At 69.6% G+C, this 13,407-nt stretch carries 13 protein-coding genes; 3 read left to right on the top strand and 10 right to left on the bottom strand.

What is annotated here, in order from left to right; genetic code table 11:
* Positions 1–36: 36 nt before the first annotated feature.
* Positions 37–522 carry a CarD family transcriptional regulator gene (locus AB0H36_RS04525; RefSeq protein WP_012918679.1) on the bottom strand — a complete coding sequence of 162 codons (486 nt, stop codon included), beginning with the start codon at positions 520–522 and terminating at the stop codon, positions 37–39.
* Between the two features lie 264 nt (positions 523–786).
* Here AB0H36_RS04525 and AB0H36_RS04520 point away from each other — a divergent pair, with 264 nt between their 5' ends.
* Positions 787–1,398 carry a hypothetical protein gene (locus AB0H36_RS04520; RefSeq protein WP_360516386.1) on the top strand — a complete coding sequence of 204 codons (612 nt, stop codon included), beginning with the start codon at positions 787–789 and terminating at the stop codon, positions 1,396–1,398.
* A 152-nt stretch (positions 1,399–1,550) separates the two neighbouring features.
* Here AB0H36_RS04520 and AB0H36_RS04515 read toward each other — a convergent pair whose 3' ends face one another.
* The 3 genes from AB0H36_RS04515 to AB0H36_RS04505 all read right to left on the bottom strand — a co-directional run bounded on the left by AB0H36_RS04515 (position 1,551) and on the right by AB0H36_RS04505 (position 4,566).
* Positions 1,551–2,567: an iron-siderophore ABC transporter substrate-binding protein gene (locus AB0H36_RS04515; RefSeq protein WP_360516383.1), complete on the bottom strand. Its 1,017-nt coding sequence runs from the start codon at positions 2,565–2,567 to the stop codon at positions 1,551–1,553.
* A gap of 84 nt (positions 2,568–2,651) precedes the next feature.
* A complete protein-coding gene (locus tag AB0H36_RS04510) occupies positions 2,652–3,329 on the bottom strand; it encodes a response regulator transcription factor (RefSeq protein WP_133787236.1) in 678 nt (225 codons plus the stop codon).
* Between the two features lie 19 nt (positions 3,330–3,348).
* Positions 3,349–4,566, bottom strand: coding sequence for an ATP-binding protein (locus AB0H36_RS04505; protein WP_360516380.1), 1,218 nt, complete (start codon positions 4,564–4,566; stop codon positions 3,349–3,351).
* A gap of 207 nt (positions 4,567–4,773) precedes the next feature.
* Here AB0H36_RS04505 and phoU point away from each other — a divergent pair, with 207 nt between their 5' ends.
* Positions 4,774–5,481, top strand: a complete 708-nt coding sequence (gene phoU, locus AB0H36_RS04500; RefSeq protein ID WP_360516377.1) for a phosphate signaling complex protein PhoU — start codon at positions 4,774–4,776, stop codon at positions 5,479–5,481.
* A gap of 1,478 nt (positions 5,482–6,959) precedes the next feature.
* Here phoU and AB0H36_RS04495 read toward each other — a convergent pair.
* From AB0H36_RS04495 to AB0H36_RS04480, 4 genes are all read right to left on the bottom strand, one after another.
* Positions 6,960–7,706 (bottom strand): phosphoglyceromutase, encoded by a 747-nt coding sequence (locus tag AB0H36_RS04495; protein WP_360516374.1) that lies wholly within the window; start codon positions 7,704–7,706, stop codon positions 6,960–6,962.
* Positions 7,707–7,716: 10 nt separating this feature from the next.
* A complete protein-coding gene (locus AB0H36_RS04490) occupies positions 7,717–8,205 on the bottom strand; it encodes a YbjN domain-containing protein (protein WP_360516371.1) in 489 nt (162 codons plus the stop codon).
* The gene (gene mshA, locus AB0H36_RS04485) at positions 8,202–9,452 is read right to left on the bottom strand and encodes a D-inositol-3-phosphate glycosyltransferase (RefSeq protein WP_360516831.1); all 1,251 of its coding nucleotides are present in this window, start codon (positions 9,450–9,452) and stop codon (positions 8,202–8,204) included. The genes AB0H36_RS04490 and mshA overlap by 4 nt, the downstream gene beginning before the upstream one ends.
* 65 nt (positions 9,453–9,517) lie before the next feature.
* On the bottom strand, positions 9,518–10,444 hold the full coding sequence (locus AB0H36_RS04480; protein WP_360516368.1) for a hypothetical protein: 927 nt from the start codon (positions 10,442–10,444) through the stop codon (positions 9,518–9,520).
* Positions 10,445–10,539: 95 nt separating this feature from the next.
* On the opposite strand from AB0H36_RS04480, the gene AB0H36_RS04475 reads away from it, so the two are divergent.
* On the top strand, positions 10,540–11,289 hold the full coding sequence (locus AB0H36_RS04475) for an SDR family NAD(P)-dependent oxidoreductase (protein ID WP_360516365.1): 750 nt from the start codon (positions 10,540–10,542) through the stop codon (positions 11,287–11,289).
* Here AB0H36_RS04475 and AB0H36_RS04470 read toward each other — a convergent pair.
* Both AB0H36_RS04470 and AB0H36_RS04465 read right to left on the bottom strand, forming a co-directional pair.
* Positions 11,283–12,551, bottom strand: a complete 1,269-nt coding sequence (locus tag AB0H36_RS04470) for an erythromycin esterase family protein (protein WP_360516362.1) — start codon at positions 12,549–12,551, stop codon at positions 11,283–11,285. The genes AB0H36_RS04475 and AB0H36_RS04470 overlap by 7 nt on opposite strands.
* Before the next feature lie 76 nt (positions 12,552–12,627).
* Positions 12,628–13,263, bottom strand: a complete 636-nt coding sequence (locus AB0H36_RS04465; RefSeq protein ID WP_360516359.1) for a helix-turn-helix domain-containing protein — start codon at positions 13,261–13,263, stop codon at positions 12,628–12,630.
* Positions 13,264–13,407 lie beyond the last annotated feature (144 nt).

Raw genomic sequence — 13,407 nt, 5'->3', positions numbered from 1 at the left:
AGGATCACGTGTTCCGTCTCGGTCTGATCGGGTGGATCAGGAAGCGAGAACCTCGTCGAGGATGGCTTCCGCCTTGTCCTCGTTGGTGTGCTCGGCCAGGGCCAGCTCGGAGACCAGGATCTGGCGAGCCTTCGCCAGCATCCGCTTCTCACCGGCGGAGAGACCGCGGTCACGTTCACGGCGCCACAGGTCGCGAACGACCTCTGCCACCTTCATCACGTCGCCCGAGTGCAGCTTCTCGAGGTTCGCCTTGTACCGTCGCGACCAGTTGGTCGGCTCCTCCGTGTGCGGTGCGCGCAGCACGTCGAAGACGCGCTCCAGGCCAGCCTGATCCACGACGTCACGCACGCCGACGAGATCGAGGTTGCACGCGGGGACCCGGACGACCAGGTCGTTCTGAGCGACGATCCTCAAGACCAGATAGGTCTTGTCCTCACCTTTGATCTGACGGGTCTCGATGTCCTCGATGACGGCCGCACCGTGATTGGGGTAAACAACCGTCTCGCCGACTGTGAAAGTCATATGTCACGTGCCCCTTTCCAAGGTCCATCCTACCACGTGGCAAATGGTCCGGCCGGGACGTTTGCGCTGGTCAGGGGCCACTTCCCGGCTTGACAAACGCTCTCACCCGTGCCTTGTGCGCGCGTGAAAGGTTGCCCGGGACACCGGTGCGACGGACCGTGACGCCAGCCCGCCGTCGAGCCCGGACGAGGCGAGAGCTACGCTTTGACGCGCCGGAGGCCGCTGCCTCAGGGCGTCGAACAGCTTTGCAGGAGAGGGATCCCAGTGCCGATCACGTTGTCCTCGCGGTCCGTCCGGCGCGCCGCGCTGGCGGGTGCCGCCGCCACCCTGAGTATCGTGCTGACGGCCTGCGGCGCGAACTTCAACGCCCAGACGCTGCAGCCCTACCAGGCCGCCGAGGGCACCAACGCCGACTCCGGCTCGATCGCGGTCCGCAACGCCCTGGTGATCGCCTCCGAGGACGGCAAGGGCGAGTTGCACGCCGTCATCGTCAACAACGGCTCCGAGGACGACACCCTGGTCGGGATCGCCCAGGCGCCGGCCCAGACGCAGGACGGGCAGGCCGGCGGCGACCAGCCCGGTGAGGTCACGTTCGGCAACGTCAAGGAGCTGGACCTCAAGGCCGGTACGTCGACCCTGCTCCCGCCGGCCGCCGGTGAGGGCACCGAGGCCACGGCGACGCCGACCCCGGGCAGCACCGAGACCCCCGCGGCCCCGGGCGAGCCGATCACCGTGACCGGCGCGAAGCCCGGCCAGATGGTCAACGTGACGATGACCTTCGGCAAGGCCGCCCCGATCACCACCTACATCCCGGTCCTCGCGGAGGACCACTACTCGCCGTCGCCGCGTGCCGACGGCGAGGGCGGCCACGGCTGAGCCTGACCTGACCCGGCCACCGAACAGCCGAACGGGCCGCCCCGGCGCGGGACGGCCCGTTCGTCGTGCCGGCGGGACCTGTGGCCGAGGTCCCGGCGGACGGATGCGGCCCGGTACGACGGATCGGTCGTCGTACCGGGCGGGTTCGCGGGTCAGCCCGCGGACTCGGCGGCCTTGGACAGGCTCGGGATGATCTTGTCCAGCACCCACGGGACGCTCAGCACGCTGACGGCGCTCATCCCGGAGATCACCTGCTGGTCCTCCATCACGTAGGCGCTGCCGCGCTTGACCGCGGCCAGCGAGGAGTAGACCGGGTCGGCCTGGAACTTCTGCGCGCCCAGCCCGTCGACGTACGCGACCACCACGTCGGCGTCCACGTCGGTCACCTTCTCCTTGCTGATGGTGAGCGCGAACTCCTTCTTGGTGTTGGTTTTCTCGAGCGCCTCAACACCCGGCGCGTTCACGAAGCCCATCTCGTTCAGGATCTGCACCCGGGGGTCACCCGGCATGTACACGTAGTTGTCGGCGCCGAACGAGCCGACGGTGATGGTCTTGCCCTTGAACTCCGGGTGCTCGCTCGCGACCTGCTTGATCCGGTCCTGGATGCCGCTGATCAGCTTCTCGGCCTCGGCCTTCTTGCCCAGCGCCTCGCCGACCAGCAGCGTCTGGTCCTGCCAGGTGGTCTGCCACGGGGCGCCCGGGTAGGCGACGGTCGGCGCGATGTCCGACAGCGTCTTGTACGTCGCCGCGTCGAAACCCTCGTACGGCGCCAGGATGACGTCCGGCTTCAGCGCCGCGATCTTCTCGAACGGGAACTTGTCGCCGGTGTCCAGCAACTCGGTCTTCGACGCGTCGAACTTGTCGGCGTCCCACGCGGTCACGCCGGCCGGGGTCGGGCCGTAGGTCACCTTCGGCATCCCGACCGGTGTCTCGCCGAGCGCGTAGACCACGTCCTGGGCGTTCCAGCCGAGCGTGACGATCCGCTCCGGCTTCTTGGTGATGGTGGTCTCGCCGAACGTGTTCTTCAGCGTGACCGGGAACCCGGCAGCCGCCGTACCGGCCGAACTGTCGGCCTGCTTGTCGGCGTCGCTCCCACAGGCGGCCAGCGAGGTGGTCACGACCAATGCAGTAGCGATCGCGGTGACGGCCCGGGTACGGGACCAGGACATGGGACTCTCCTTAGTGACGACTTGCCTCAACTAAGGAGAGCCTAAGCTAACCCCACGAGCCGTCGCGACCTGTGGGGATGTGACTCAGGACTCGAACTTGTAGCCCAGGCCACGCACCGTGACGAGATGCTGCGGGTTCGACGGGTCCTTCTCCAACTTGGACCGCAGCCGCTTCACGTGCACGTCCAGGGTCTTGGTGTCGCCCACGTAGTCGGCGCCCCAGATCCGGTCGATCAGCTGCCCGCGGGTCAGCACCCGGCCGGTGTTGCGCAGCAGCATCTCGAGCAGCTCGAACTCCTTCAGCGGGAGCCGGATCTCGGTCCCGGACACCGTCACCACGTGCCGCTCCACGTCCATCCGGACCGGCCCGGCCTCCAGCGTGTCCGGCAGCAGCTCGACGTCCTGGCCGCGCCGCAGCACGGCGCGGACCCGGGCCAGCAGCTCGCGCGGGCTGTACGGCTTGGTGACGTAGTCGTCGGCGCCCAGCTCGAGCCCGACCACCTTGTCCACCTCGGTGTCCTTGGCGCTGACGATGATCACCGGGACGTTGCCCCGGCTACGCAGCGCCCGGCACACCTCGGTGCCGGACAGCCCCGGCAGCATCAGGTCGAGCAGGACGATGTCCGCACCGGCCCGGTCGTACTCGTCCAGCGCATCCGGCCCGGTCTCCGCGACGGCGACCTCGAACCCTTCCTTGCGCAGCACGTACGACAACGCGTCGCTGTAGCTCTCTTCGTCTTCGACGACCAGCACTCGGGTCACGAAGCTGTCTCCTTTGCGATCAGGGGGCCTGCAAGGCAGGCCGCTCACCTGACGGGGTAGGCGTCAGGTTTACGGCCGGCTCCTCCTGGCTGGGGGAACCGGTCTGGCCCGGCGCGGGTTCGAGCCGCAACGGGAGTCTCACAGTGAAGGTGGAGCCCTGGCCCTCGACGCTCCAGACCCGGACATCGCCCCCGTGGATAGAGGCGATGTGCTTGACGATCGAGAGGCCGAGGCCGGTCCCACCGGTCTCACGGCTCCGGGCCCGGTCGACCCGGTAGAACCGTTCGAAGATGCGTTCCAGGTCGCTGCTCGGGATCCCCACGCCCTGGTCGCTGACGGTCACCTCGACCAGGTCGCCGATCGGGTGCGCGGCGACCGCCACCCGGGTGCCGTCGGGGCTGTAGTTGACCGCGTTCTCGACCAGGTTGCCGATCGCCATCGCCAACTGGTCCGCGCTGCCCATCACCTCGAGCTCGGGCTCGGTCTTGACGATGATCTTGATGTCGCGGTCCTCGGCGTCGATCTGGCAGCGGTCCACCGCGCTCTCGATCACCACGTTGATGTCGACCGGGCCGGGGTTCTCCAGCGGATCGTCGCCCTGCAGCCGGGACAGCTCGATGATCTCCTTCACCAGCCGGCTCAGCCGGGAGGCCTCGACCCGCATCCGGTCCGAGAACCGCTGCACCGCCTCCGGGTCGTCGGACGCCTCGGAGACCGCGTCGGCGAGCAGGATCAGCGCGCCGACCGGGGTCTTCAGCTCGTGGCTGACGTTGACGGTGAAGTCCCGCCGGATCGCGTCCAGCCGCCGCTCCCGGGTCCGGTCCTCGACCAGGACCAGCACCAACTGGCTGCCCAGCGGCGCCACCCGGGCGCTCACGTACTGCGTCGCGCCGAGCCGGCCGCGGACGATCTCCAGGTCCTGCTGGCGGATCTCACCGTCCCGCCGTACCGCCCGGACCATGGTCAGCAGGTCGTCGACGACGAGCCGCTCGCCCCGGACGATGCCGAGTACGTGCGCCGGGGCGCTGGCCTGGAGCACCTGATCTTCGGGGCCCATCACGACCGCGGACGACCGGAGCACGGACAAGACGGTGGCGACGCCGTTCGGGACGATCGGGTCCGGGGACTCCGGAATCTTGCGCTGGGAGCGTTCGCTGAGCATCATCGCACCGAGCGAAAGCAGGGCCAGGGCCGCGCCGATGACGCCGCCCAGCACCGCAGCCAGCGTGGGGTCCACGGCAACGATGCTACGCGGGCAACCAGCAGGGAAAGACCGAATGATCACCGGATGACCGGGGGACGACCTAACTGTTCATCATGCGTTCACCACTCGTCGCCGTCCGGCAACCTCGACGGCATACGGTCACGATGTGGCGGGTACCAGGTGCGTGCCTCCCACTCCGCCCACCGTGGCACCGGACACCACAGATCGGAAACGAACACAATGCGTGACACCTACCACGAGCAGCTCGACGACATCCTCGCCGAGCTGGAGCGGATGACCCGGACGGTGTCCACCGCCGTACGACGCTCGACCGCCGCGCTGCTGGAGGCCGACATCCGCAAGGCCGAAGAGGTCATCGCGGCCGACATCCAGCTGGACGCGGCCGGCGAGGGCGTCGAGGACAAGGTCTTCGAGCTGATGGCCCGGCAGTCCCCGGTCGCCAACGAGCTGCGGATGCTGGTCGCCGCGCTGCGGATGGTCGCCGACCTGGAGCGGATGGGCGACCTGGCCGCGCACGTGTCGAAGATCGCCCGGATGCGCTACCCGGCGCCGGCGATCCCGGACGAGCTGCACACCGTCATCGCGGAGATGGGCTCGGTGGCCGGCAAGATGGTCGACGCCGCCGGCGACGTGATCCAGACCCGCGACGTCGAGGCGGCCGGCCGGCTGGAGGCCACCGACGACCAGATGGACAAGCTGCGCACCAACCAGTTCCGCCTGATGATGGACGACTCCTGGCCGCACGGCGTCGAGGTCGCCGTCGACATCGCCCTGCTCGGCCGCTACTACGAGCGCATCTCCGACCACGCCGTCTCGATGGCCCGCCGCGTCGTCTACCTGGTCACCGGCGAGCTCCCGGTAGCCGTCGGCGGCACCGCAGCCGGCTCCGGCGCCGGCGCCTCCACCCCCAACCCCAACGGCAACTGACCTCCAGCACTAGGCGCCCCCGGCAACCACTGCCGGGGGCGCCTGCTGTTGGGCTTGCAACCACCTGGAGACCGGGCCACACGGTCGCGATCATCGACCCGTCCGCCCGCGCCAGGTGCCGGACGACGTCCCTGGCGGACTCTCACCACGCCACGGCCGGCGAGCCGCACGAGCAGCCCACCCGACCGCCCCCGCCCCCAGCAGCTCTGGCGACGGCAAGCCAGTCGCGGCAACCACCCCAGCCAACGGCCGCCACCGCGGCAACCCCAGCCGAAGGCCTCGCCGTGGCACCACCCCAGCCGAAGGCGTCGCCTCCACCCTCGCTGCTCGCTCTCGCCCCTCGCCCCTCGCCTCTCGCCTCTCGCCCTACGAGCGGATACCCGGCTCTTGTGACGGATGTGTCGGCGCGGGTTGAGCGGGCGCACACCGTTGGGTTGTTGTCGGGTTTGTAAGCGTCGAGGGCGGACCGCCGGGCCATCACAATCGGCTGGCGTCGGCGGTGCCAGGCAGGGTGCCGGGTGGTAGGTGGTGATTGTGATGGCCTGGCGGTCCGCAGCATCGGGATCCCATTCGCGGGCGGTCCGACTGGCATGGGCCCGGTCCACTCGACCGCCCAGGGTGGCGAACTAGGGCACCAACCTGACCCACACATCAGTCAGAAGACCCGGATATCCCCTCAGGTAGTGGGTTCTCTGCTCGCACACGAGGGGAGAACGCCCAACGCCGACAGCTATCCCCTGATGTGAGAGGCGGACTGCGACACCCGAGCCCCGAGCCAGCCAGAGCCCGAGCGCGCCCGAGACCGCGCAGCCGGGGGCCTGGCCGAACGTGATCGGCGCGTGGCCGAACGTGATCGGGGCCTAGCCGCCGTGGTCGAGGGCTGGCCGCCGTGATCGGGGGCTTGCCATTGTGGTCGGGCCTGGCCGACGTGGTCGGGGCCTCGCCAACGGCGTCGGGGCCTCGCCGACGTGGCCGTGGCTTGAACACGCTATTTCCTGTTCAAGCCCACAAGTCCCCGCCTGCACCCACGACCGCTGGCACAGCACCAACCGGAATCCACCACTGCGCAGGCCGGACAGGATGTCCTCCGGTCTGGCACACGTCCGGGTCGGCCATTTCCCCAACCCAGCGGCTCACATCCACACCGGTCGCAGATGCTCACCGCAGCAAGCGCCAGCTCGTGACCGGCCCGCGCCCCGGCGAAGCCGGCAACAAGACAGCCACGCCGAAGGCGTGCCCTTCCTGCGGAGCCGACCCGATTGCACACCGCCGAAAGCGCCGGTCCGTGATCACCGTCCGCGGCCCGGCGCAGCCGGCGATCAGGCAGCCGCGCCGAAGGCATGTCCGTCCCGCGAAGCCGACCTGGTTGGTTGCCGCCGCAGGCCCCGGCTCGTGACATCGTCCGCGGCCCGGCGGAGCCGGCAACAGAACAGCCGCGCCGGAGGCGTGTCCTTTTGGGGACACAGCTGGGCTGTGGGTTAGCGGCCTTGGTTTTTTACGGCTTCGATGGCGTCTTTGGCTGCTTGGGGGTCGAGGTACTCGCCGCCGGGGGTTACCGGGTGGAAGTCGTCGTCGAGTTCGTAGTAGAGGGGGATGCCGGTGGGGATGTTGAGGCCGACGATGGTGGCCTCGTCGAGGTTGTCGAGGTGCTTGACCAGGGCGCGCAGCGAGTTGCCGTGGGCGGTGACGAGGACCGTCTTGTTGTCGGCCAGGTCGGGGACGATCGCGTCGTACCAGTAGGGCAGCATCCGCTCGACGACGTCCTTCAGGCACTCGGTCGCGGGCAGCAGCTCCGAGGGGAGGGCGGCGTACCGCGGGTCGCCGGCCTGGTCGTACTCCGAGCCGCGCTCGATCGGCGGCGGCGGGGTGTCGTAGGAGCGGCGGAAGAGCATGAACTGCTCCTCGCCGAGCTCCTCGAGGGTCTGCTTCTTGTCCTTGCCCTGCAGCCCGCCGTAGTGCCGCTCGTTCAGCCGCCAGGAGCGCCGTACGTCGATCCACTGGCGGTCGGCCACCTCGAGGGCGATGTTCGCGGTGCGGATCGCCCGGCGCAGCACCGAGGTGTGCAGTACGTCGGGGAGCAGGCCGCGGTCGCGCAGCAGCTCGCCACCACGCTGGGCCTCCTCGACGCCCTGGGCGTTCAGGTCGACGTCCACCCAGCCGGTGAAGAGGTTCTTGGCGTTCCAGTCGCTGTGGCCGTGGCGGAGCAGGATCAGACGATAGGTCATGGCGCCCAGACTACTGGGGCTCCAGCCAGCCCTTGAAAGCGTCCAGATTGCGGGTGGACTCGCCGCGGGAGACCCGCCACTCGTACTCCTTGCGGATCGAGGAGGCGAAGCCGAGCTCGAGGATCGTGTTGAACGACGAGTCGGCGTACTCGAGCACCGCGCCGAGCAGCCGGTCCACCTCCGTCGGGGTGATGGCGTGCAGCGGCACCCGGCCGTCCAGGTGGATGTCGCCGAGGTGGTCGACGGCGAACGCGACGCCGTACATCTTCAGGTTCCGCTCCAGCAGCCAGCGGTAGACGGCCTCGTGGTTCTCGTCCGGACGCCGGGCGACGAACGCGTGCACGTGGACCGACTGCGGCCCGACCGTCAGGGTGACCGTCGTCTTCAGCTTCCGCTCCCCGGGCAGGTCCGCGGTGAACGCGCCGGGCTCGCCCTCGGTGAAGTCGAGCTCGTTCTCCTTCAGGACCTGACGGATCACGTCCGCCGCCGACACTCTCATCCGGCTACCTCCGCGGCCAGTTCGGTCGCCATCGTCTGGGTTGCGACTCGGTATGCGGCGACTGTCTTCTGCGCGGTCAGCTCCCAGCCGAAGCCTTGCGCGTGCTTGACCGCCGCCCGGCCCATGCTCTCGCGGGTGTGCGGATCCGTCGCGATCCGTGTCAGCGCGTCGGCAAAGTCGTCCACCCCGTGCCCGGGCACCAGCAGCCCGGTCTGCCCGTCCACGACCGCTGTAGTCAGCCCGCCCACGGCCGCCGCGACCACCGGCGTCCCGCAGGCCTGCGCCTCCAACGCGACCAGCCCGAAGGATTCCGAGTACGACGGAACACACACGACCGACGCGGATCGGTACCAGTCGGCCAACCCAGATCGCTCCATCGGCTTGACGAACCGGATCACGTCGTCGACCTCCAGCGCTCGCGCAAGCTCGGCGTGCGACTCGGGGTGCTCCATCCCGTTGCCCGACGGCCCGCCGATGATCGCCACCACCAGCCGATCCCGCAGCGACGGGTCCCGCTCGAGCATCCGCGCGGCCGCCCGGATCAGCAGGTCGGGCGCCTTCAACGGCTGGATCCGCCCGACGAACGCCAGTACGACGGCATCCTCGGGCAACCCGATCGCACGCCGGGCCGCGGCCTGGTCGCCGGGGCTGAACATGTCCAGGTCAACGCCCGGGTTGACCACGCCGACCTTCGACGGCTGGGCGCCGTACAGGGTGATCAGCTCGTTCGCCTCGTCGTCGGTGTTGGCGAGCAGCCGGTCCGCGGCCTCGACGACCTGTTCCTCACCGAGCAGCCGGGCGGGCGGTTCGGGTACGTCGTCGTCCGCGAGGCTGGCGTTCTTCACCTTCGCCATCGTGTGCATGGTGTGGACGAGCGGGACGGCCCAGCGGTCGCGGGCGAGCAGGCCAACCTGGCCGGACAACCAGTAGTGCGAGTGGATCACGTCGTAGTGCCCGGGTTCGTGAATCGCTTCCGCCCGCAGGACCGCGCGGGCGAACGTGCACAACTGGGCGGGCAACTCGTTCTTGGTGAGGCCTTCGTACGGACCGGCGGCGACGTTGCGAACCATCACGCCGGGCATCAGCTCCACTCGCGCGGGCAGGGCCGACGCGGTCGCCCGAGTGAAGACGTCGACCTCGACCCCCAGGTCCGCGAGGCGTTTCGACAGCTCCACCACGTAGACGTTCATCCCACCGGCGTCACCGGTCCCCGGCAGGTCCAGCGGCGACGTGTGCAGGCTGATCATCGCGACCCGCCGGAGAGGACGGTCGGCGGAGGGAAGGCTCACCTGGTCAGAGTAACCCTGCGCGGTCAGTCGGTCTTCCGGGTCGGCAGGGCGAGGGTCTGGCCGATCTCGAGGGCTGCCGCGATCCGGCGGGACAGGGTCGCGTTCAGGTCCGCGGTCTCCTGGCTGAGCTCTTCGATCAGGCCACTGTGGCCGGCGACCTCGGTGCTGGACAGCAGCTCGACGTACCGGTCGCGGTCCTGCAGGGCCCCTTCCAGCAAGGTCTCCACCCTGAGTACGGCGTCGGCCTCGCGGACCTGGTCGGCGTACCGCTCGAGCTTCGCCACCTTCGTCTCCATCGCGGTCGCGGACAACTCGAGAGCCTCGCGCTGCGGGCGGAGGACCGCTTCGAGTCGGGCGGACTGCAACTGGTCCTCGATGTCGGCCTGCCGGGACCGCAGCGCGGACAACTGCTGGAGGACGCGGCCGATATCCCACAGCTGCTCGGGCAGGACCACGTCGTTCTTGGCTGCGTCGAGCAGGCCGCGCTTGTTCACCTCGGAGTCCTGGATGGTCTCGACCGCGCGCTGGGCCCGCTCCATCAGCGCGGTGGCGTCGCCGTCCCAGTCCTCGGCGAGCAGGTACTGGCCGTGGTGCTTGCGGGCAGCGACCCGGGCCCTGCCCTCGCCTGTCATCGCGGCGACTCCTGCGACCAGCAGCAGTACGCCGAACACGCCGGCGCCGAGGCTCAGCCAGAAGGCCAGGCCGTCGGGGAAGATCGCGTAGACCAGCCAGCGCAGCGCGAACCAGAGGCCGACCTCGATCCCGGCGAACACCACCAGACCGCCGATCGTCTCTCCCGCCGCCTGCCGTCCGACGGCGTCCTGCTTCGGCGCACTGGCCGGCAGCAGCACGCTCGGATGCTCGCTCAGCAAGGACCGGACCGCCGGCGGTACGTCGGGCGCGAAGAGCACCGGACCCGGCGGCGTCTCGTCGTCCGGCTCGGTCGCCATGCGCTCGCCCCCTGTGATCCGCTCCCCAAAGTCCCGACGTTCTACTGTGCGGACTGGTTCCCGCCGATGGCAACCGGGCTGGGAGACTCAGAGGCATGACTTCGAATGCGCGTCCTCTAGCCGTCGTCACCGGAGCGAGCAGCGGGATCGGTGCCGCGTCGGCCCGGCACCTGGCCCACGAGGGGTTCGAGGTGATCTGCGCGGCCCGCCGGCTGGACCGGATCGAGGCGCTGGCCAAGGAGATCGACGGCCGTGCGGTCCAGTGCGACGTGTCCGTGGCCGCGGACGTCGCCGCCCTCGCCGACGCGGTCGGTGACCGGCTCGCACTGCTGGTGAACAACGCCGGCGGCGCGTTCGGCTTCGAGCCGGTCGCGGAGGCGGACCTGGAGGCCTGGCGGCAGATGTACGAGGTGAACGTGATCGGTGTCGCGGCCGTCACGAAGTCGTTGCTCCCGGCCCTTGTCGCCGGCCGCGGCACGATCATCGTGATGGGCTCGACGGCCGGCCAGGTCGCCTACGAGGGCGGCGGTGGTTACGTGGCCGCCAAGCATGCGGCCAAGGCGATCGTCGACACTCTCCGGCTGGAGCTGTACGACCAGCCGGTGCGGGTCTGCGAGATCGCGCCGGGCATGGTGCGCAGCGAGGGGTTCGCGCTGACCCGGTTCGGCGGCGACCAGGACAAAGCCGACGCCGTGTACGCCGGCGTGGCCGAGCCGCTCACCTCCGACGACATCGCCGACATCGTCACCTGGATCGCGACCCGGCCGCCGCACGTGAACATCGACCGGCTCACCGTCCGTCCCCGGGCGCAGGCCGCCCAGCACAAGGTGCACCGCGTTCAGTAGCCACGCACTGCAGTGACCCGGCGGCAGTGGACCAGTACGTCGTACCACTCGGCGATGCTGCCGCCGGTCATCCACGACGACGCCCCGGCCTCCGGGTAGCCGCGGGTCTTCGCCGTCGCGTCGAGCCAGTCCTGTACGGCGCCGTGCGCCGGCCTGCGCAGGTCCAGGCTGAACACGTCGGTCCCGCCCGCTCGGAGCTGGTACTCGAACCAGTCCGGTGCAGCCGGTGGCATGTCGATCGGTCCCATCGGGCCGAGCGTCGTCCCGGTCTCGAAGGTGAAGCCGAGGATGCGGTACCGGTCGCCGTACCAGCCCTTCAGGTAGGAGCCGGCGCTCGGGAAGACGGTGTCCGGGTACGGCGGCGCCGTGATGCGCAGACCGGGTGCGTTGGCGGTGTGCGCGCTCGCCGCCCAGTAGACGACCTTGTCGCCGGTGGAGCGGCGCACCCACCGGACGTTCTCCGCGGCGCGGGCGTCGCGGTAGGCCGGGATCTCGGCCTCCGGCAGGCTGAACGCCTCGTAGAACGAGACGATCTGCCGCGCGTGATGGACGATCTCATCGTCCGGCAGGTCGCGGACCAGCTCGTAGACGGCCTTCGCCTTGCTGATGTACGGCGCCTTGTCGTCGACCTCCTTCCAGTACCACTGGACGTACTTGCCCATGTCCGTGGTGTTCGGGCGGATCGGTCTGAGACTGCGACGCAGTTCGGCCAGGCGGTCGGGTGCGTGACGGGCGACGTACTTGTCGATGGCGTCGTACGCCAGCGGCCGGGTCGCGTAGTACTCGACGCCGGCGAAGTAGACCTTGTCGCGATGCCTGGCGTTGTAGGCGCGCACGTACTCGAGCACGTCGGCGAGTTCCTGCGAGCGCCAGGCCGGACTCATCTGGCCGATCAGCGCCTTCAGGTCACCCCGACCGGTCCGCACGTACTCGTTCACCTGGGTGCACAGCGACCAGTCCTCCTCGAACGCAATCGCCCGGAAGCCCATCCGCTCGACGAGGTGCCGCAGGACGCGGTGCTTCAGCCGGGTGATCTCCGCCGTACTGTGCACGGCCTCGCCCAGCCCGACGATCTGCGCGCCACCGATGGACCGCCGCAGCTGCGTCAGGTCACCCAGCGGCACCGCATTCCGCCGGATCCATTCGGCTACCGACTCGTCCACCCGGCCGGCATATCCGGACGACGCCACGCCACCAGCGACAGCCACGCCGGCCAGCGAGCCGGCCAACAGTGTTCTTCGGGAAACCCCACTCTTTTCCATACCTCACAACCCTGGCGTCGAGTGGCGGCCCGAACATCCCACAGCGGGCGGCTCTGCTCGTACGCCGTACGTCGTACTACTTGGCGCGGAGGCGGTGGACCGGAGGCGAGCTGATCGGGAGTGGGGCAGCCGGCTCGGGGAGGGCGTAGCCGGCGTAGAGGCGGCGGCGGACCTCCTCGAGGGGGAAGGTGTGCGCGTAGATCGCGAGCTTGACGGTGACGCCCTCCAAGGTTGCCCGGAGCAACATTTCCTCGACGGCCGGGTCGGCGGCGCCGCGGGCCACGAAGATCGAGCGGATCGCGTCCTCCACCTGGCACAGGCGGGCGTTCTTCTCGGCCTCCACCTGGGCGAAGACGTCGTGTGTGGTGGGCTGCATCATCAACGTGATGGCCAGGCGCTGGATCGGCAGCGTGGTGGCGGCCGCCATCAGGGCCCCGTCGATGATCGCGGCCAGGCGTTCGTCCGGGGTGCCCTCGATGCCGGTGATCGCGGTGATGCCGTCCAGCCAGCGGTCCAGGAGCTCGGCGGCGAGCCGGTCCTTGGACGCGAAGTAGTAGGCGACGAGTCCCCGGGACACGCCCGCCCGGCTGGTGATCTCGGAGATGGACGCGGCCTCGTACCCGCGCTCGGCGAAGACCTCGAGCGCGGCGGCGAGGATGCGTTCGCGCGAGCGTTCCCGCATCTCCTGGTTCACGGTGGCCGAGCGCGGCACGGTTCCTTCTCCGTTGCTGGTCTGGGCCCTGGAGGTCCGAGCAACCCCCCACTCATGCTCGGCCCTCCGGGGCCTGACCCCCCGTGGTTGCGGACCCCTCCCCAGGCGTCCCGTCTATAGACTGGACGTCCAGTCAACCAATGT

The sequence above is a fragment of the Kribbella sp. NPDC050820 genome (genome assembly GCF_040653975.1).
Taxonomy (GTDB): Bacteria; Actinomycetota; Actinomycetes; order Propionibacteriales; family Kribbellaceae; genus Kribbella.
This window is presented reverse-complemented; position numbering and strand designations above follow the sequence as displayed.